Source organism: uncultured Amnibacterium sp. (genome assembly GCF_964244015.1).
Lineage (GTDB): Bacteria > Actinomycetota > Actinomycetes > Actinomycetales > Microbacteriaceae > Amnibacterium.
Genome location: NZ_CAXTHO010000047.1, coordinates 1 through 18,744 on the forward strand (window position 1 = coordinate 1; position 18,744 = coordinate 18,744).

Below are 18,744 nucleotides of genomic sequence, written 5' to 3' on the forward strand. Positions count from 1 at the left end.
AGCAGGTGGGTGTGCCGTGCGGCGCCGAGCTCCGCGACGGTGTGCGCACCCGTGAGCACACCCACCACGAAGCGGGCGCCCGCCCGCGTTCCCGCGGTCACGTCGTTGACGGTGTCGCCGGCGACCAGCACCTCGCGCACATCGACGACGCCCGTCGCCTCCATGGTCCTGAACACCAGGTAGGGCGCCGGCCGGGAGGCGGTCACGTCCTCCGCGGTCACGAGCGCGTCGACGTCGCGACCGACCTTCCAGCCGACGGCGTCGAGCAGGCTCTCGGCGATCTCGCGCACGTAGCCGGTCTGCAGCGCGACCCGCACGTCGTCGGACCGCAGCTGCGCGACGGTCTCGGCCACGCCCGGCAGGAGCACGGGCGGGTCGTTCGCGTAGGCGGTCGCGAGGTCGTCGGAGAAGGCCGCGAAGATCCGGTCCGCCTGCCCGACGTCGTCGTGGAGCGCGGCCAGCAGGCCGACGATCGCCTCGCGCTTGTCCGTGCCGCTCCACCGTGAGAGCAGGTCGTCCGGCACGGTCCGGCCGGTCGCCCGCTCGACGGCGTCGCGGAGGACCGCGTACACGGCGCCGCCCTCGTCGATCGTCGTGCCGGCCATGTCGAGGGAGGCGAGGCGGATCGTCACGACCGCAGATCCTGGCGTCCCGCGCGAGCCGGATCCCACCTCACCACCTCCTGTTCACTCGGAGTTCCCGTGACGACACCTGGGTGTACCGAATGCGAACGGTCGATGAGCACTCCTTCGAATCCCCTCGGAAGAGGGCCGCAGCGCAGCATGCTCTCGGCTCGTGGTGCAGAGCAGAACCGACCTCGTGGTCATCGGGGCGGGGGTCGTCGGGCTGTCGCACGCCTGGCACGCGGTGCGCGCCGGCCTTCGCGTCGTGGTGGTCGAGCGGGACGAGCGCGCGGTGGGTGCGAGCGTGCGGAACTTCGGCCACATCTGCACCACGGCGCAGGCCGGTGAGGTGCTGGACCTCGCGGTCGTCGCGCGGGAGGAGTGGCTCCGCCTCGGTGCGGAGGCGGAGCTGCCGATCCTGCAGCACGGCACGGTCGTCGTCGCGCGGACCGAGGCGCAGGCCCGCGTGCTCGCCGAGTTCGAGGCCGAGCGCGGCGATGCGGTCCGCCCGCTGACACCGCAGGGCGCCGCCGACCTGCTCGGCTTCACCCCGCCGGGGATCGTGACCGCCGCACACCTGCCGGCCGACCTCCGCGTCGACCCGACCACCGCGAGCGCGATGTTCGCAGCCCACCTCGAGCGCCTGGGGGTGGAGTTCCGGTGGCGCACCAACGTGCTCGACCTGCAGCCCGGCGTCGTCCGCACGACCCGCGGCACGATCCTGACCACCCGCACCGTGCTCGCCGTCGGCCACGACGTCGACCGCTTCTTCCCCGACGTGGCGGACGACCACCGGCTCGTCCGCTGCCGTCTGAGGATGATGGAGGTGGACGCCCCGTCGGGCGCAGTACTGCCCGCGGTCCTGACCGGCAGCTCGATGCTGCGGTACGACGGCCTCGCGCAGCAGCCCTCCGCCGCCGACGTGCGGGCAGAGCTCGCCGCGGAGTCCCCCGCGCTGCTCGAGCAGGGCGTGAACCTGATGCTCACCCAGCGCCCGGACGGCCGCCTGGTCATCGGGGACACGCACCACTACGGGGTCACCGAGGACCCGTTCGAGGACGAGACGTCGGACGCGCTCGTGCTCGGCGAGATGGAGCGCCTGCTCGGCGGCCCGCTGACGGTCCGCCGTCGCTGGCGCGGCGTGTACGCCTCCAGCGCGAAGGCGCCGTTCCTCGTCACCGAGCCGATCCCCGACGTCACGGTGGCGTCGGTGACGACCGGCATCGGCATGACGACCGCGCTCGGGCTCGCCAGACGCGTGCTCGACCAAGCCCTCGTCACGACCTGACGAGCCCCAGATCGGCATCGGCGCCCGCCGACGCCGTTTCCCCACCAGGAGAAACACCACATGCACAGCAGCATCACCCCGACCCGACGTCACGTCGTGCGGGCCGGATCGGTTCTCATGCTCGCCGGCCTCGTCGGCGCAGCGCTCACGGGCTGCTCCGGCAGCGCCTCCGGTTCCTCCGGCGGCGCGTCCTCCATCCCGAAGGCCTCCGCGGCCGTCGCCACCTCGGCCGACGCCTTCGGTGGCATGGAGGGGCTCGTCGCCGCGGCCGAAGCCGAAGGCAAGCTCAACGTCATCACCCTGCCGCCGTCGTGGGCGAACTACGGGAAGATCATCGCCGGGTTCCAGAAGAAGTACCCGAAGATCAAGATCACCTCGCAGAACCCGAACGGGTCCTCCGCCGACGAGGTCGCCGCGATCAAGTCGCAGGGCACCGGGGCGAACGCTCCCGACGTGGTCGACATCGGCACCGCGGTGCTCGACGCGAACAAGGACCTCTTCACCCCCTACAAGGTGGCGAACTGGGCCGACATCCCCGACGAGTACAAGGACGCGGACGGCCTCTGGTACTACGACTACACGGGCCTGATGTCGATCGGCTACGACTCCTCCAAGGTGTCCGCACCCGCCTCGATCGACGACCTGCTCGGCTCGGCGTACAAGGGCAAGGTCGCGATCAAGGGCGACCCGACGCAGGCGAACGAGGCTGCCAGCGCCGTGTACCTCGCTGCGGCGCAGTCCGGCGGCAGCGCCGACGACGTGCAGCCCGGCATCGACTTCTTCGGCAAGCTGAAGAAGGCCGGCAACCTGATCTCGGTCCTGCCGACGCAGGCGACCGTGAACTCGGGCCAGACCCCGGTCGTGATCCAGTGGTCGTTCAACAACGTCGCGTGGGGCTCCGCCGGCGGCTCGACGGGCAACCCGAACTGGAAGACCGTCGTGCTGCCCGGCACCGCGATCGGCAGCTACTACAACCAGTCGATCAACAAGAACGCCCCGAACCCGGCCGCCGCGCGGCTGTGGGAGGAGTACATCTACTCGCCCGAGGCGCAGAACCTGTACCTCGCCGCCGGTGCGTACCCCGCCACGCTCAAGGCCATGACGGACGCGAAGACCGTCGACGAGACCACGCTGAAGACGGTCGGCGAGCCGCCCGCCGAGCTCGTGCAGCTCACCGCGGACCAGGCGGCGAAGGCCGCCACGGTCCTGAAGGCCGGCTGGTCCAAGGCGATCGGCTGATCCGATGACCACTACCGCTCAGAAGACCTCGGTGGGCACGGCATCCGTGCCCACCGGGAGCGAGCGGGTCGACACCCGCGGCGCCGGGGGGAAGTCCCCCCGGCGCCGCGGCGTCGGCTGGCTCGGGTTCGCGCCCTTCGGCGTCTATGTCCTGCTCTTCCTCGCCGTGCCCGGCGTGATCGCGATCGCGAGCGGCTTCTTCGACGCGCAGGGCGCCTTCACGCTCGCCAACTTCGCCACGTTCGCCGACCCGACGATCCTGAAGGACTTCGGCGGCTCCCTCTGGCTGTCGGCAGTGTCGGCGATCATCAGTGCCGTTCTCGGGGTCCTGGTGTGCTGGGCACTCACGTCAGCCAAACCGGACGGCCTCGTCCGCGCGATCGTCGATTCCGCGGCCAGCGTGTTCGCGCAGTTCGGCGGCGTCATGCTCGCGTTCGCCTGGATCGCGACGATCGGTCAGGGTGCGCTCGTGACGGTGGTCGTCAAGTCGCTCACTGGGATCGACATCAACGGGAACGGTCCGATCCTCTACTCGGTCACCGGCCTGCTGTTCCCCTACGTCTACTTCGGCCTGCCGCTCATGGTCCTGTCGTTCATGCCCGCGATGGACGGCCTCCGCCCGCAGTGGGGCGAGGCCGTCGCGACGCTCGGCGGGACCAGGGTCAACTACTGGCTCCGCGTCGGGATCCCCGTGCTCGCACCCGCATTCTTCGGCAGCCTGATCCTGCTGTTCGCCAATGCGTTCTCGTCCTACGCCACGGCTGCGGCGCTGATCTCCCAGGGCGGCATCATCCCGCTCGCCATCAAGCAGCAGCTCACCAGCGAGACCATCGTCGGCGTCGCGAACACCGCAGGCGTCCTCGCCCTCGGCATGGTCGTGATCATGGCGATCCTGATGTCGCTCTACTCGCTGCTCGACCGTAGGACCAGGAGGTGGCAGCGATGACGACAGCCGCTGCAGCGCGCGTCGCCGATTCCGTCGAACCCCGGACGTCCGGGAAGCGTCCCAGCCGTGGGCGCTTCGGCGCAGTGCCGTCGAAGACCACCGGCGCGATCGTCCTCATCGTCATCGGCGCGCTGTTCGCGGTCCCGATCGTGGCGCTCGGCTGGTTCAGCTTCACGACCGCCAGCACCGGAGCGTTCACGCTCGCCCACTACGCCGCGCTGTTCGACCCTGCTCAGGCCTCGAACTACAGCGACCTGTTCGCGGGCATCGGCAACTCGCTGATCCTCGCCGTCATCGTCGTGGCGATCATCATCGTGCTGCTGCTGCCGGCGATGCTGCTCGCCGAGCTGCGGTTCCCGAAGGTCCACCGGATCCTCGAGTTCGTCTGCCTGATCCCGATCACGGTGCCGACGATCGTGCTCGTCGTCGGCTTCGTGCCCGTCTACCAGGTCGTGCAGAGCGTGCTCGGCAGCGACCCCTGGACGCTGTCCTTGGCGATCGGCGTCATCGTGCTGCCGTACGCCTACCGGCCGATCCAGGCGAACATCGGCGTGCTGAACCTCACGGTCCTCACGGAGGCGGCGCGCTCGCTCGGCGCCTCCTGGCCGGTGGCGGTCTGGCGGGTCGTGCTGCCGAACCTGCGCCGCGGACTGCTGTCCGCGTGCCTGCTCACCATCTCGGTCGTGCTCGGCGAGTTCACCATCGCGAACTTCCTGGGGCAGAACACCTTCCAGACCGCGCTGCTGCTCCTGCAGCAGACGGACCCCTACGTGTCGGCGTTCCTCGCCGTCGTCTCGCTGCTCTTCGTCTTCGTGCTGCTCGTGGTCATCTCCACCGCCGGCTCGATCGGCCGTCCCCGAAAGAAGAAGTCATGACCTCCACCGCTCCCTCCCCCGCCGAGTCGCTCGTCGTCCGTGGGACTCCCGTGTCCCTCGTCGACGTGGTGAAGGACTACGGCACGGGCAGCCGCGCGCTCGACGCGATCAGCCTCGACATCCGCCCCGGTGAGTTCGTCGCCCTGCTCGGCCCCTCCGGCTGCGGGAAGACGACGGCGCTCCGCGCCATCAGCGGCCTCGAGACGATCGACTCCGGGCACGTCCGCATCGGCGGCGAGGACGTCGAGTCGGTCGCCGTGCACAAGCGCGACATCGGCATGGTCTTCCAGTCCTACTCGCTGTTCCCGCACATGACGGTCGCGCAGAACGTCGCATTCGGGCTGCAGATGCGCAAGGTGTCGGCCTCCGACCGCACCCGACGCGTGCAGGAGGCGCTCGAGCTGGTCGGCCTGGGGCTGATGGGCGAGCGCTTCGCGCATCAGATGTCCGGTGGGCAGCAGCAGCGGGTGGCACTCGCGCGCGCGCTCGTCACCCGGCCCCGCGTGCTGCTGCTCGACGAGCCGCTGTCCGCGCTCGATGCGAAGGTGCGCGTGCAGCTGCGCGACGAGATCCGGAAGATCCAGCAGGAGACCGGCATCACCGCGGTATTCGTGACCCACGACCAGGAGGAGGCGCTCGCCGTCGCCGACCGGGTCGCGGTCATGAACGCGGGGACGATCGAGCAGATCGGCACGCCCGAGGACCTGTACCTGCGGCCGGCGACCGAGTTCGTGGCGGGCTTCGTCGGGCTCAGCAACCGGCTCGAGGGCGTGCTGGAGCACGGTCGCGTCGCGGTCGCCGGCCAGGACCTGGTCGCGCTGCCGAACGGTGTGCAGGACGGTCCGGTGGTCGCGTTCGTGCGCCCGGAGGACGTGCTGCTCGCGACCGAGGGCCTGCCGTCGATCGTGATCTCGACGAGCTTCCTCGGTGCGCAGCGCCGGACCGTCGTGCAGCTCGAGACCGGCTCGGCGCTCGTCGTGCAGCACGCGGCGAGCGAGCACCCGCAGCCGGGCGACCTCGTGCACATCGCGTTCTCCGGCCAGCCGGTCGCGGTCGCGCCGCGCGCATGACCAGGCCGCTCGTCCTCGGCCACCGAGGTGCGAGCGGGTACCGGCCCGAACTCACCGTCGGCGCCCTGCGGCTGGCCGCCGAGCAGGGCGCCGACGGGATCGAGGTCGACGTCGTGCCCACGCGGGACGGTCGGCTCGCCGTCCGGCACGACGCGAACCTCGGCGCCACCACCGACGTCCGGGAGGCGCTGGGCCGCGATGCGCGGACGGACGAGCTCGACTGGGCGGACGTCGCCCGGCTGCGGGCTCGGGAGCGGTTCCCGGCCCTCCGGCCCGCAAGTGCGCAGCACGACCGGATCGAGCCGGTGCTCGCGCTCCCCGACGTCGTCCGCCTCGCGGAGGAGCTCGACGTCCTCCTCGTCGTCGAGATCAAGGACGCGGCCGCATTCGCGGCGGAGGGACTCGATCCCGCGCCGCTGGTCGCCCGAGACCTGACGGGTGCCCGGTGCCGGATCGTGCTGGAGAGCTTCGAGAAGACGCCGCTCGATGCCCTCGCAGGGCTCGGGCACCCGCTCGTGTACCTGATGGACGACGTGGGCCGCGCGCCCGACGAGACCCGCGACTATCGCGACGAGCTCGCCGACCTCGCGTCCCTCGCCCGCTTCTCGGGCGTGAGCCTGCCGACGACGCTGATCACACCCGAGCGGGTCGCCGCGCTGCATGCCGCCGGGCTCGAGGTGTGGACCTGGACCCTCCGGCCGGAGAACGCCTTCCTGCCTCCGGAGCATCGCATCGGTAGCGACGCAGCGACGTTCGGCGACTGGCACCGCCACTGGTCGGCGCTGTACTCGGCGGGCGTCGACGCGGTCTTCGCCGACCACCCCGACATCGCGCTGGCGCTCCGGTCCCGCCTGATCCCGGCGCCGGGTGGAGTGCGACAGCAGGATTGAGGAGCGTCAGCAGGACAGGATGCGCGTCTGAGACCTGCTGATGGTGCTCAGTCCTGCTGTAGTGCTCGGTCGGCGTCCTTCGTGATCGCGGTCAGCAGGCCGTTCACGAACTTCGGGCTGTCGTCGGTGGACAGCTCCTTCGCCAGCTCGACGGCCTCGTCGATCGCGACGCCGATCGGGACCTCGGGGTTGTATCGCGACTCCCAGACGGCGATCCGCAGGATCCCGCGGTCCACAGCGGGCATGCGGTCGAGCGGCCAGGAGGTGGAGTGGTCGCTGATCAGAGCGTCGATCTCGTCCGCGTGGTCGATGACGCCCTGCACGATGTCGCGGGCGTACGGCCAGCTGGAGGCGCGCTCCGGGCGGGCGGCCGCACGCAACGCCTCCGCCTCCAGTGCCTGCTCCTGCGTCTCGCCGCGCACGTCGGCGGCGAACAGCACGTCGAGGGCGCGCTTGCGGGCCTTGCTCCTGGCGGACATGCCTAGGAGACGCGGCCGAGGTAGTCGCCGGTGCGGGTGTCGACCTTGACCTTGGTGCCGGCCTCGAGGAAAAGCGGCACCTGGATCTCGTGCCCGGTCTCGAGCGTCGCGGGCTTGGTGCCGGCGCTCGAGCGATCGCCCTGCAGGCCGGGCTCGGTGTAGGTGACCTCGAGCACGACGGAGGCGGGCAGCTCGACGTAGAGCGGCAGCTCGTTGTTGATCGCGATCGTCGCCGACTGGTTCTCGAGCAGGTAGTTCGCGGCGTCGCCGACGATCGTCGCCGAGATCGGCAGCTGCTCGTACGTCTCCCCGTCCATGAAGACGAAGTCCTCGCCGTCCTTGTACAGGTACTGGTAGTCGCGGCGGTCGACGTTCTCGATGTCGATCTTCGCGCCGGCGTTGTACGTGCGGTCGACGACCTTGCCGGTCACGACGTTCTTCAGCTTCGTGCGCACGAACGCGCCGCCCTTGCCGGGCTTCACGTGCTGGAAATCGATGACGTTCCACAGCTGGCCGTCGATCAGCAGCACGACGCCGTTGCGGATGTCCGCGGTGCTCGCCATGAGCCACCTCCAAGGTCTGCGGCCTGCGGAGGCCGACCCGAGATTCTACCCGGCGGCGGGCAGCTGCTTCCCGCTCCAGCGCCGGACCACCCAGTCGAGCGCCATCAGGTAGCCGTCGGTACCGAAGCCGGCGATGACCCCCGTCACCGCCGGCGACACGACCGACTCGCGCCGGAACTCCTCCCGCGCGGCCGGGTTCGTGATGTGCACCTCCACGACGGGGACGCCCGACGTCGTCACGATCCGCACCGCGTCGTGCAGCGCGTAGGAGTAGTGCGCGAACGCCGCCGGATTGAGGATCACGGGCGACCGGGTGTCGGCGGCCACATGCAGCCAGCCGATCAGGGTCGCCTCGTCGTCGGTCTGCGTCACCTGCACCCGGATCCCGTCCGGGACAGCGCCCTGGAGCGCCTCCGCCACCTCCGGCAGGGAGACGACGCCGTAGACGTCCGGTTCCCGCGTCCCGAGCCGCTGCAGGTTCGGACCGTTCAGAACCATGACGGTGGACACCGCTCGACGCTACCGGGGCAGCTGCGTCGAGGTCGCGCCGTTCCTGACGATCAGCGGCTCCGCGCCGGGCAGGCTGAGGGTCAGCACGGCCTCGACCACGTGCTCGTTCCGCTCCACGAGGCGCCCGAGCGCCGCGAGCCGGACCGCGATCTCGTGCTCGGGCGCGTCGCCGACCAGATCGACGGCGGCGACGAGGAACACGCGGGAAGGCCCGACGTACTCGATGTGGAGGTAGGACACGGACGCGACGTCGTCCTGGTCGGCGAGCAGCTTCAGCACCGCGGTCATCGCCCGCGGCGACGGCGACTGCCCGATCAGGAAGCGGCGGTTCAGCTGGATCAGCAGCACCGCGATGACGGCGAGCAGGCCGCCGATCGCGATGGAGCCGATCGCGTCCCAGACGGCGGAGCCGGTGATCTCGTGCAGGAACACCCCGGCCGCCGCGAGGACGAGGCCGATGAGCGCGGCCGCGTCCTCGAAGAAGACCGCGCGGACCGTGGGATCGGACGTCTCCAGGACGTGCTCCAGCACCTCCTGGTCCGCCTCGGCGGCCGTGCCGCGCAGCTGCCGAACCGACCGGAGGAACGAGATCCCCTCCAGGATGAACGACAGGCCGATGACGATGTAGGCGATGAGCGCGTTCTCGCTCGGCTCGTCGGAGGACAGCTCGGTGATCCCGTGCATGATCGACACGACCGCGCCGACCGTGAACAGGCCGACCGCCGCGAACAGCGACCACACGTAGACGTCACGGCCGTATCCGTAGGGGTGGGCGTCGTCGGGTCCCTTGTTCGACCGCCGCTCGGCGATGAGCAGGAAGATCTCGTTGCCGGTGTCGGCCCAGGAGTGCGCCGCCTCCGCGGTCAGCGACGCCGATCCGGTCACGAGCGCCGCGAACGACTTCGCGATCGCGACGAGCAGGTTCGCGCCGAACGCCACGACGACGGTGACGAACGAGCCGCTGCTCTGCTGCTTGCTCGCGTCGGGCACCCCTCCATTGTGAGGGGCTGGTCCCGAGCTTCAGGGCCGCGAAGCCCTCAGCTGCGTCGCAGCGGCGGCGGCGCGGCCGTGAGTCACAGTGCGATCTCGCCGTAGGCGGTGAAGAGGAGGTGGTCCTCCGGACCGTTCAGGATGCTGGTGCGGCCGATGCCGTCGAGCAGCACGAAGCGGAGGAGGCCGGCGCGCGACTTCTTGTCGCGCCGCATCGCCGCGGTGAGCTCCTCCAGGCGGCCGCCCGGATAGCCGAGCGGCAGGGACAGCGACCCGAGCACATCCCGGTGCAGCTGCACGCCGTCGTCGTCGAGGCGCCCGACGAGGCGGGCCAGCTCGGCGGCGAACACCATGCCGACGGAGATCGCGGCGCCGTGGCGCCACTGGTAGCGCTCCGCGTACTCGATCGCGTGGCCGAGGGTGTGCCCGTAGTTCAGGATCTCGCGGCGGCCGGACTCCTTGAAGTCGTCGCTCACCACCTCCGCCTTCACCCGGACGGCGCGCTCCACGAGCTCGGCGAAGACCGGCGAGGTCGGGTCCGTCGCCTCATCGACGTCGTCCGTCAGGCGGTCGAGGATCACGGTGTCGGCGATGAACCCGCATTTCGCGATCTCCGCGAAGCCGGTGAGCACGTCGTTGCGGGGCAGCGTCGCGAGGACATCGAGATCCGCGATCACGCCGACGGGCGGCGAGAAGGCGCCGACGAGGTTCTTGCCCTCCGTCGTGTTGATGCCGGTCTTGCCGCCGACCGCTGCATCGACCATCCCGAGCACGCTCGTCGGCAGGCAGAGGAACGGGACCCCGCGCAGCCAGGTCGCGGCGACGAAGCCCGCGAGGTCGGTCACGGCTCCCCCGCCGAGGCCGATGACCGCGTCGGTGCGCGTGAAGTCCGCCTGGCCGAGGATCTGCCACAGGAACGACGCGACCTCGATGCGCTTCGCGTCCTCCGCGTCCGGCACCTCGGCGAGCAGCACCTGCACGCGGCCCGCGAGCCGGTCCCGAATCGCCTCCGCCCGCCTGGTCTGCACCGGCTGGTGCACCAGGAGGGCCTTCTTCGCGCCGGGCGGGATCGCCGCATCGACCTCGGCGCCGAGATCGCGTCCGATGACGACCTCGTACTCCCCCGCGTTCCGCACGGGGATCCGGATCGGTGTCATGCGCTCGCCTCCTGCAGCTGCGCCGCCAGCTCGGCGGCGATCGTCGTCATCGGGCGGCGGGAGGTGTCGACCGTCACGTCCGCGAGGGCGCGGTAGATCGGGTCGCGCTCCGCGGCGATGCGTCGCCAGGACGCGATGCCCTCGGTCAGCAGCGGGCGCCTGCCGCCGGCGAGCCGAGCCACCACCGCCTGCTCCGTCACGGTGAGCAGCACGACGGTGCAGTCGGCGAGCGCGATGCGCGTCGACTCGTCCAGCACCGCGCCGCCACCGAGCGCCACGACGGCGCCGAGGCGCAGCTCGCGCTGCACGACGTCGCGCTCGATCACGCGGAACGCGCCCTCGCCGACCGTGTCGAACAGCTGCGGGATCGCGCCGTGCTCGGCCGCGATCACCTGGTCGGTGTCGATGAACGGCCGATCGAGGTGCCGGGCGAGGCGACGTCCCACCGAGGTCTTCCCCGCCCCCATCGGCCCGATGAGCGCGACGGTCCGGCCGCTCACCGGACGGGCGCCGACGAGCCGGTGCGGAGCGTGACCGGGATCGAGGCGAGGTAGCCCTCGAGGTTGCGGCGCGTCTCGCCGATCGAGTCGCCGCCGAACTTCTCCACCACCGCGTCGGCGACGACGAGTGCGACCATCGCCTCCGCGACGACGCCGGCGGCCGGCACCGCGCAGACGTCCGAGCGCTGGTGGTGCGCGGCCGCGGCCTCGCCCGTGGCGACGTCGATGGTGCGGAGCGCCTTCGGCACCGTGGAGATCGGCTTCATCGCGGCGCGCACCCGGAGGACCCCGCCGGTGGTCATGCCGCCCTCGATCCCGCCCGCGCGGTCGGTCACGCGCTCGATCGCGCCGAGGCCCGCTCCGGCACTCGACGGGTCCGCGCGCACCAGCTCGTCGTGCGCGGCCGAACCGCGGCGGGCCGCCGTCCGGAAGCCGTCGCCGACCTCCACGCCCTTGATCGCCTGGATGCCCATCAGCGCCGCCGACAGCCGGGCGTCGAGGCGACGGTCCCAGTGGACGTAGGAGCCGAGGCCGGGAGGCAGCCCCTCCACCACGACCTCGACGACGCCGCCGAGCGTGTCGCCCGCGTGGTGGGCGTCGTCGATCTCGGCGACCATCAGCACGCTCGTCGCGGCATCCGCGCAGCGCACCGGGTCGTCGTCGATCCGGTCGACGTCGTCCGGATGCGGTACCGGCGCGTCCTCCGGCACGGCGACCGGGCCGATGGACACGACGTGGCTGACGACCCCGATGCCCAGCTCGGCGAGGAAGCCGCGGGCGACGGCGCCGAGCGCGACTCGGGCCGCGGTTTCGCGCGCGCTCGCGCGCTCGAGCACCGGACGCGCCTCGTCGAAGCCGTACTTCTGCATGCCCGTGAGGTCGGCGTGGCCCGGGCGGGGCCGGGTCAGCGGAGCGCCGCGACCGCGGGAGACGTCGGTGAGCGGCACCTCCTCCGCGTTCATCACCTCGCTCCACTTCGGCCACTCCGTGTTGCCGATGGTGAGCGCGATTGGCGCGCCGATCGAGCGGCCGTGCACGACGCCGCCGACCACGCCGAGCTCGTCCTGCTCGAACTTCTGCCGCGATCCACGACCGACGCCGAGGCGCCTGCGCGCGAGGTCGCGGCGGATCGCGGCACCCGTCACCGGCACGCCGGCAGGCAGGCCCTCGAGGATGGCGGTGAGGCTCGGGCCGTGCGACTCACCGGCGGTCAGCCAGCGCAACATAGTTCCCGAGTCTCCCACGGCGCGCCCCACCACGCCGCCTCCGGCGCCGCGTCGGGACCCCGGCGCCCACTCTCCGTTTTGTAGGACGGACCTTCCTACAAAACGGAGAGCGTCAGCGGTGGACGGCCTCGCGCATCGCGGCGCGGATCTCGTCCTCCTGGACCATCGCCACGTCGGGGTCGGCGTCCGTGAAGATCCGGACCTGCAGCACGGCCTGCTCGATCAGCATGTCGAGACCGTGCAGGAGGCGTCCCCCCGCTGCCAGCCAGCGGGTGCCGAGCGCCGTCGGCCACGGGTCGTAGGCGACGTCCAGGAGGGGCGTCCCCGGCACCGCGGCCGGCAGCCGCACGACCGTCTCCGCGTGCCCCGGCAGCGTCGAGACGACGACCTCGGCGTGCGTCAGGTCGACGGTCGCGAGCGATACGAACCGCTCCGCGTGCCCGGCGAGCTGCAGAGCCGCGACATCGGGACGCCGCGCGGCGACGATCCGCTCCCGCACGCCGAGCCGGCCGAGCGCCTCCAGCGCGCTCGCGGCCGTCGCGCCGCCGCCCAGGACCACGCCGCTGCGCGCACCCGCATGCGCTGCGAGCACGACCTCGATCCCGCCCACGTCCGTGTTCGCGAGGTGCGGCCGCTCGCCGAGACGCACCGTGTTCGCGAGGCCGAGCCGGTCGACGAGCGGGGCGTGGTCGGCGATCAGCGGCAGGACCGCGCGCTTCAGCGGCATCGTCAGGGACAGCCCGACCCACTCCGGACCGAGTCCCGCGACGACGCCGGGGAGGCTCTGCTCGGTCGCCTCGATCCTCTGGTAGTCCCAGTCGAGGCCGAGCACCTCGGCTGCTGCCGCATGCAGCAGCGGCGACCTCGAGTGCGCGATCGGCGATCCGAGCACCGCGAGCCGGGCGCTCACTTCGCGTAGTCGGGGTTGGCCTTCAGCCAGCGGTAGAACTCGTCCGCGTTCTTCTGGTGCGTGGCGTAGGAGGTCGCGAACTTCGTTTCGCCCGACTTCAGGTTCACCGTCACGAAGTACAGCCACTTCCCCTTCGCGGGCGAGACGGCGGCTTTGATCGCGGCATCCCCCGGGTTGGAGATCGGGCCGACCGGCAACCCGTCGCGGAGGTACGTGTTGTAGCCGTTCTTGTCGGCCTTCTCCTTCGCCGTCGGCACCACCGTCGTCCCGCCGGCGCCGTAGCTCACGGTCGCATCGGACTGGAGGCGCATGCCCTGGGCGATGCGGTTGAGGAACACCCTGGCGACCTTCGCGTCGTCCTTGCCGTTCCCCTCCTTCTGCACCAGGCCCGCCAGGGTCAGCACCTTCTCGCGCTGGCTGACGGGGACGCCGGCGGCGTCGAGGGCCTGCTTCTGGCGCTCGACCATCTGCTGCAGCATCTCGCGACCGGTCACGCCCGGCTGGAACGTGTAGGTCGCGGGGAACAGCCAGCCCTCGATGTTCGGGGCCGACTTCGGCACGCCGAGGGAGGCGTCGTCCTTCGCGATCGCCGTCAGCTCGGCGAGGTCCTGGCCGGTCGACTTGGCCGTGATCGCGAGGATCTGCTTCGTGGTCGACCCCTCCGGGATCGCGACGGTGGACTCGACGCGGTTCTCCGGGTCCTGCAGGGCGGCGAGGGCCGCCTTCGCGCTCATGTGCAGCTTCAACCGGTAGGTGCCGGGCTGCAGCGACGGCTCCGGCGAGGTCGCGAGGAGGAGGTCGTAGAACGCGGACTTCGTCTTCGTCACGTGCTTCGCGACGAGGGTGTTCGCCACATCCAGGCCGATGTCACCCGGCCGGATCTGGACCTGGGCCGGGTCCGTGCCGGATCCCGTGTAGTCGTTGCTCCAGCCGAACAGGGTCTTCACCTGCTCCGGGAACGTCTGGTACGCCCAGACGCCCGCCCCGCCGACCGCGATCAGCAGCACGAGCAGCACGCCGAGCACCCACGGCCACACATGCCGCCTGCGGCGTCGTTCCCGGCCGTGCCGCGGCGGCTCGCCGCCCTCGTCGACCGGCATCGCGATCAACCTCTCGAACTCGTCGGAGGCGCGCGTCTGCTGCGGTCCTGGGCTAGGGGCCACTCGGCACCTTCCGCTTCGGTTCGAGGAGGACGCCGGGCGCCTCGCCTCGGGCGCGCTCGGCGTCGAGGGCGTGCTGCAAAAGTATCACCGCCGCGACCTGGTCGATCACGGATCGCGACCTTCGCGTGTCGCGCCCCGCAGCATGCAGTGCGGACTGCGCGCTCACGGTCGTGAGCCGCTCGTCGACCATGCGCACCGGCACGCCTCCCTCCGCGAGCCGGTCGCCGACCATGCGGGCGTCGTCGGTCGAGGGGGTGTCCCTGCCGGACATCGCGATCGGGAGGCCGACGACCAGTTCGATCGCGTCGAGCTCGGCCGCGATCGCGGCGATCCGCGCGAGCACGGGCTCGAGGTCGCCGCCGCGACGCTGCACGGTCTCCACCGGCGTCGCCAGCAGCCCGTCGCGATCGGAGCGTGCGACGCCGACGCGGGCCTTCCCGACGTCGATGCCGAGGCGGACGCCGCGTCGCATCCCGGCCGCGGGCTCGGTGTCGCTCAGGAGGTGATCCCCTGCGCCACGGCGAGGAGCGCGTCCTCGAGCTTGGACACGTCCGTGCCGCCGCCCTGCGCGATGTCGTCGCGGCCGCCGCCACCGCCGCCGAGCGCCCCCGCCGCACGCTTCGCCAGCGCCCCGGCCTTCGCGCCGCCGTCGCGAGCGGCGCCGTTCGTCGCCACGATGACGACCGGCCGCGCGTTCACGCTGGCCGCGAGGCCGACGACGGCCGGTGCGACGCCGAGCCGATCGCGGACGTCGGTGACGAGGGCACGGAGGTCGTCGGGGCTGCTGAGCGAGCCGACCTGCTCGAGCACCGCGGTGACGCCGCCGACGGTCCTGGCCTGCGCCGCGAGCGCCGGCACGCGGGTCGCGAGCGCCTGCCGCTCGAAGTCCGCGATGCGCTTCTCCGCGGCCTTCAGGCTCGCGGCCAGGTCCTGGACGCGCGCCGCGATCTGCGCCGGCGGCACCTTGAGGGTGGTGCCGAGCTCGTTCACGAGCGCGCGCTCGGTCGCGAACTGCTGGAACGCCTCCGGCCCCACGAGGGACTCGATGCGGCGGCTCGTCGCGCCGACGCTCGACTCGCCGATGACGTTGACCAAGCCGATCTCGGAGGAGTGCGCGACGTGGATGCCACCGCACAGCTCGCGGGACCAGGGCCCGCCTATGTCGACCATCCGCACCGTGTCGCCGTACTTCTCGCCGAACAGCGCCATCGCACCCAGCGCCTTCGCCTCGTCGATCGGCAGCACGCGGGTGACGACCTCGAGATCGTCGTTCACGCGCGCGTTCGCGATGCCCTCGACCTCGGCCCGGGTGTCGGGGCTGAGCGGCGCGTTCCAGCTGAAGTCGAGCCGCAGGTAGCCGGCCTTGTTGTACGAGCCCGCCTGGTGCGCGTCGGACCCGAGCACCTCGCGGAGCGCCGCGTGGATCAGGTGCGTCGCGGAGTGCGCCTGCGCCGCGCCGCGCCGGTACACCGGATCGACGACCGACCGCGCGGGGTCGCCCACGGCGACCTCGCCCTCGACCACCTGCACTCGATGGCTGACCAGTCCGGCGACCGGCCGCTGCACGTCGAGCACCTCGAGGCGGTACCCGGGGCCGACGATCTCGCCCTGGTCGGCGTCCTGTCCGCCGGACTCCGCGTACAGCGTCGTCTCGGTGAGGAGCACCTCCGCGATGTCCCCGAGCGAGATCGACGGCACCGCGGCACCGTCGCGGATCAGGCCGAGCACGCGGCCGTCGGCGACGAGCTCGGTGTAGCCGAGGAACGCGGTCTCGCCCTGCGCGCGGAACGCGCTGTAGACGGAGAGGTCCGCGAGCGCGGTCTTCTTCGCCTTCGCGTCGGCCTTCGCGCGGGAGCGCTGCTGCAGCATCAGGCGATCGAACGCGGCGCGGTCGACGGTGAGCCCCGCCTCCTCCGCGACCTCGAGCGTGAGGTCGATGGGGAAGCCGTAGGTGTCGTGCAGCAGGAAGGCCGTGTCCGGCGCGACCTCGGCGGCGCCCGCCGCGCGGGTGCGCTCGATGGCCGCCTCGAGGATCGTCGTGCCGCCGGCCAGCGTGCCGCGGAAGCTCTCCTCCTCCGCGTTCGCGATCCGCTGGATCCGGCCGAACTCGGGCAGCAGCTCGGGGTAGGCGTCGCTCATCGCGTCGCGCGACACCGGGAACAGCTCCCCGAACGTGGCGGCGTCGACCCCGAGCAGCCGCATCGCCCGCACCGAGCGGCGCAGGAGGCGGCGGAGCACGTAGCCGCGGCCCTCGTTCGACGGCGTGACCCCGTCGAGCATCAGCATCATCGCGGAGCGGATGTGGTCGCTGACGACGCGCATCCGCACGTCGTCCTCGTGGTCGGCGCCGTACGCCCGCCCCGACAGCTCGGCCGCTTTGTCGAGCACCGGGCGGACCTGGTCGGTCTCGTACATGTTCTCGACGCCCTGCTTGATGAACGCGACCCGCTCGAGCCCCATGCCGGTGTCGATGTTCTGCTTCGGCAGGTCGCCGACGATATCGAAGTCGACCTTCGAGCGCACGTTCGTGATCAGGTACTGCATGAACACGAGGTTCCAGATCTCGACGTAGCGATCGTCGTCGGTCGCCGGCCCCCCGTCGATCCCGTAGGCGGGACCGCGGTCGAAGAAGATCTCGGAGCACGGGCCGGCCGGTCCGGGCTGCCCCGTCGACCAGTAGTTCGAGTCCTTCCCGAGGCGCTGGATCCGCTCCTCGGGCAGGCCTGCGATCCGCTTCCAGAGCTCGATCGCCTCGTCGTCCTCCTCGTAGACGGTGACCCAGAGGTCGTCGGGGTCGAACCCGAGCCCGCCCTCCTCCTCGGCAGTCGTCAGGAGCTCCCACGCGAACGTGATCGCCCCGTCCTTGAAGTAGTCGCCGAACGACCAGTTGCCGAGCATCTGGAAGAACGTGCCGTGCCGCGGGGTGCGGCCGACCTCCTCGATGTCGAGCGTGCGGATGCACTTCTGGCTGTCGACCGCGCGGTCGTAGGGCGCGGGGACGGTGCCGTTCAGGTACGGGATGAACGGGACCATGCCCGCGACCGTGAAGAGGAGGGAGGGGTCGGGTGAGACGAGCGAGGCGCTCGGCACGACGGTGTGGCCGCGGTCGGCGAAGAACTGCAGGTATCGGCGGCGGATCTCGGCGGTCTGCACTACCGCTCCTCCGCCAGGCGCGCCCGGTAGGAGTCCGAGACGGCTGCGGCGAACTCGTCCGTCACGCCGTTGACGGCGGCGAACGCCCTCGCACCCGCGGGTGTCCGGGACGCGACGTGCGCGCCGGCGGCCCCGACGAGCAGGCCGACGAGGAAGACGATCACCTTACCCATGGCTCCTCCAAGATCAGCGCCCGAGCCTACCGGCCCGCCCCACGCCCGTTCGGTGACCGGAAAGGGCCGCTTCGAACGAGTCGAAGCGGCCCTTTTCGAGCAGTGAATTTGTGTCAGCGGGCCGCGTAGTACTCCACGACGAGCTGGACGTCGGCGGTCACGGGGACCTCGGCGCGCTTGGGGCGGCGCGAGAGGGTCGCCTGCAGCTTGTCGATCTGCACGTCCAGGTAGCCCGGCACCTTGGGCAGCACGTCGACGTGGCCGCCGGCCGCGGCGACCTGGAAGGGCTCGAGCTGCTCGCTCTTGCTCTTGACGTGGATCGTCTGGCCCGGCTTCACACGGAAGGACGGGCGGTCGACGAGCTGGCCGTCGACCAGGATGTGGCGGTGCACGACGGCCTGGCGGGCCTGGGCGGTGGTGCGGGCGAAGCCCGCGCGGAGGACGAGCGCGTCGAGACGCTGCTCGAGCAGCTCGACCAGGTTCTCACCGGTCAGGCCCTGGGCGCGACGCGCCTCGTTGAAGACGATGCGCAGCTGCGCCTCGCGGATGCCGTACTGGGCGCGCAGACGCTGCTTCTCACGGAGACGGACGGCGTAGTCGCTGTCGGCCTTGCGCTTGCTGCGGCCGTGCTCACCGGGCGCGTAGGGGCGCTTCTCCAGGTAGCGGGCGGCCTTCGGGGTCAGCGGGATGCCGAGAGCGCGGGAGAGCTTGACCTTGCCGCGGGTGCGGGCCTTGGTAGACATGCGGTTCCTTCGGAGTTCGGAATGGGAGTCGCTGACGCGCAGCGGAAGTCATCGCGAGGGATTCGGCGTACGGGGACCGGCCGGCTACAGGCTCAGGTCCTCTCGCGCACCCGGTGTCGCAGCCGCGCAACGTCCGGGCCCGCTCCAGGCCGTCGAGAAGGATAGCAGGAGGATCACCCCCCGATCGGCCCCGGCCCCCGCGCTTCGGCAGGCTGCGCGCACCCCGGCAGGCCGGGAAGCGCCTCG

At 71.5% G+C, this 18,744-nt stretch carries 20 protein-coding genes; 6 read left to right on the forward strand and 14 right to left on the reverse strand.

The features are described 5' to 3' along the window. Nucleotides 1-632 (reverse strand): phosphonatase-like hydrolase (locus ACFE67_RS07280; protein ID WP_375406206.1); only part of this gene is annotated, 632 nt, incomplete at its 3' end. A gap of 163 nt (nucleotides 633-795) precedes the next feature. Between ACFE67_RS07280 and ACFE67_RS07285 the strand changes: the two genes are divergently transcribed. Genes ACFE67_RS07285 through ACFE67_RS07310 form a run of 6 tightly spaced genes read left to right on the forward strand, consistent with a single transcriptional unit; the run spans nucleotide 796 to nucleotide 6,931 of the window. Next, nucleotides 796-1,911 carry a TIGR03364 family FAD-dependent oxidoreductase gene (locus ACFE67_RS07285; RefSeq protein WP_375406207.1) on the forward strand — a complete coding sequence of 372 codons (1,116 nt, stop codon included), beginning with the start codon at nucleotides 796-798 and terminating at the stop codon, nucleotides 1,909-1,911. A 60-nt stretch (nucleotides 1,912-1,971) separates the two neighbouring features. Further along, nucleotides 1,972-3,150, forward strand: a complete 1,179-nt coding sequence (locus ACFE67_RS07290) for an ABC transporter substrate-binding protein (protein WP_375406208.1) — start codon at nucleotides 1,972-1,974, stop codon at nucleotides 3,148-3,150. A 4-nt stretch (nucleotides 3,151-3,154) separates the two neighbouring features. Next, nucleotides 3,155-4,096, forward strand: coding sequence for an ABC transporter permease (locus tag ACFE67_RS07295; RefSeq protein ID WP_375406209.1), 942 nt, complete (start codon nucleotides 3,155-3,157; stop codon nucleotides 4,094-4,096). Further along, on the forward strand, nucleotides 4,093-4,971 hold the full coding sequence (locus ACFE67_RS07300; protein ID WP_375406210.1) for an ABC transporter permease: 879 nt from the start codon (nucleotides 4,093-4,095) through the stop codon (nucleotides 4,969-4,971). The genes ACFE67_RS07295 and ACFE67_RS07300 overlap by 4 nt, the downstream gene beginning before the upstream one ends. Further along, entirely contained in the window at nucleotides 4,968-6,041 is a 1,074-nt protein-coding gene (locus tag ACFE67_RS07305) for an ABC transporter ATP-binding protein (RefSeq protein ID WP_375406211.1), read from the forward strand. Before ACFE67_RS07300 ends, ACFE67_RS07305 begins: the two co-directional genes overlap by 4 nt. Next, nucleotides 6,038-6,931, forward strand: a complete 894-nt coding sequence (locus tag ACFE67_RS07310; protein ID WP_375406212.1) for a glycerophosphodiester phosphodiesterase family protein — start codon at nucleotides 6,038-6,040, stop codon at nucleotides 6,929-6,931. The genes ACFE67_RS07305 and ACFE67_RS07310 overlap by 4 nt, the downstream gene beginning before the upstream one ends. Nucleotides 6,932-6,978: 47 nt before the next feature. On the opposite strand, the gene nusB is transcribed toward ACFE67_RS07310, so the two are convergent. The 13 genes from nusB to rpsD form a co-directional block, all read right to left on the reverse strand. Further along, the gene (gene nusB / locus ACFE67_RS07315) at nucleotides 6,979-7,410 is read right to left on the reverse strand and encodes a transcription antitermination factor NusB (protein WP_375406213.1); all 432 of its coding nucleotides are present in this window, start codon (nucleotides 7,408-7,410) and stop codon (nucleotides 6,979-6,981) included. Between the two features lie 2 nt (nucleotides 7,411-7,412). Then, nucleotides 7,413-7,973 carry an elongation factor P gene (gene efp / locus ACFE67_RS07320; protein WP_375406214.1) on the reverse strand — a complete coding sequence of 187 codons (561 nt, stop codon included), beginning with the start codon at nucleotides 7,971-7,973 and terminating at the stop codon, nucleotides 7,413-7,415. 45 nt (nucleotides 7,974-8,018) lie between these two features. Beyond that, nucleotides 8,019-8,483: a type II 3-dehydroquinate dehydratase gene (locus tag ACFE67_RS07325; protein WP_375406215.1), complete on the reverse strand. Its 465-nt coding sequence runs from the start codon at nucleotides 8,481-8,483 to the stop codon at nucleotides 8,019-8,021. A 9-nt stretch (nucleotides 8,484-8,492) separates the two neighbouring features. Next, nucleotides 8,493-9,473, reverse strand: a complete 981-nt coding sequence (locus tag ACFE67_RS07330; protein ID WP_375406216.1) for a cation diffusion facilitator family transporter — start codon at nucleotides 9,471-9,473, stop codon at nucleotides 8,493-8,495. Between the two features lie 83 nt (nucleotides 9,474-9,556). Next, nucleotides 9,557-10,630, reverse strand: coding sequence for a 3-dehydroquinate synthase (gene aroB / locus ACFE67_RS07335; RefSeq protein ID WP_375406217.1), 1,074 nt, complete (start codon nucleotides 10,628-10,630; stop codon nucleotides 9,557-9,559). Next, the gene (locus ACFE67_RS07340; protein ID WP_375406218.1) at nucleotides 10,627-11,130 is read right to left on the reverse strand and encodes a shikimate kinase; all 504 of its coding nucleotides are present in this window, start codon (nucleotides 11,128-11,130) and stop codon (nucleotides 10,627-10,629) included. The genes aroB and ACFE67_RS07340 overlap by 4 nt, the downstream gene beginning before the upstream one ends. Beyond that, nucleotides 11,127-12,356 carry a chorismate synthase gene (aroC, locus tag ACFE67_RS07345; RefSeq protein ID WP_375406219.1) on the reverse strand — a complete coding sequence of 410 codons (1,230 nt, stop codon included), beginning with the start codon at nucleotides 12,354-12,356 and terminating at the stop codon, nucleotides 11,127-11,129. Before aroC ends, ACFE67_RS07340 begins: the two co-directional genes overlap by 4 nt. A 112-nt stretch (nucleotides 12,357-12,468) precedes the next feature. Beyond that, nucleotides 12,469-13,266 carry a shikimate dehydrogenase family protein gene (locus tag ACFE67_RS07350; protein ID WP_375406220.1) on the reverse strand — a complete coding sequence of 266 codons (798 nt, stop codon included), beginning with the start codon at nucleotides 13,264-13,266 and terminating at the stop codon, nucleotides 12,469-12,471. Further along, the gene (mltG, locus tag ACFE67_RS07355) at nucleotides 13,263-14,366 is read right to left on the reverse strand and encodes an endolytic transglycosylase MltG (RefSeq protein WP_375406221.1); all 1,104 of its coding nucleotides are present in this window, start codon (nucleotides 14,364-14,366) and stop codon (nucleotides 13,263-13,265) included. The genes ACFE67_RS07350 and mltG overlap by 4 nt, the downstream gene beginning before the upstream one ends. Before the next feature lie 52 nt (nucleotides 14,367-14,418). Beyond that, nucleotides 14,419-14,901: a Holliday junction resolvase RuvX gene (gene ruvX, locus ACFE67_RS07360; RefSeq protein ID WP_375406222.1), complete on the reverse strand. Its 483-nt coding sequence runs from the start codon at nucleotides 14,899-14,901 to the stop codon at nucleotides 14,419-14,421. Nucleotides 14,902-14,924: 23 nt separating this feature from the next. Continuing rightward, nucleotides 14,925-17,582, reverse strand: coding sequence for an alanine--tRNA ligase (alaS, locus tag ACFE67_RS07365; protein WP_375406223.1), 2,658 nt, complete (start codon nucleotides 17,580-17,582; stop codon nucleotides 14,925-14,927). Then, complete coding sequence (locus tag ACFE67_RS07370) at nucleotides 17,582-17,755, reverse strand: hypothetical protein (RefSeq protein WP_375406224.1); 174 nt, start codon at nucleotides 17,753-17,755, stop codon at nucleotides 17,582-17,584. Before ACFE67_RS07370 ends, alaS begins: the two co-directional genes overlap by 1 nt. 113 nt (nucleotides 17,756-17,868) lie before the next feature. Then, on the reverse strand, nucleotides 17,869-18,498 hold the full coding sequence (gene rpsD / locus ACFE67_RS07375) for a 30S ribosomal protein S4 (RefSeq protein ID WP_375406225.1): 630 nt from the start codon (nucleotides 18,496-18,498) through the stop codon (nucleotides 17,869-17,871). Nucleotides 18,499-18,744: the final 246 nt, after the last annotated feature.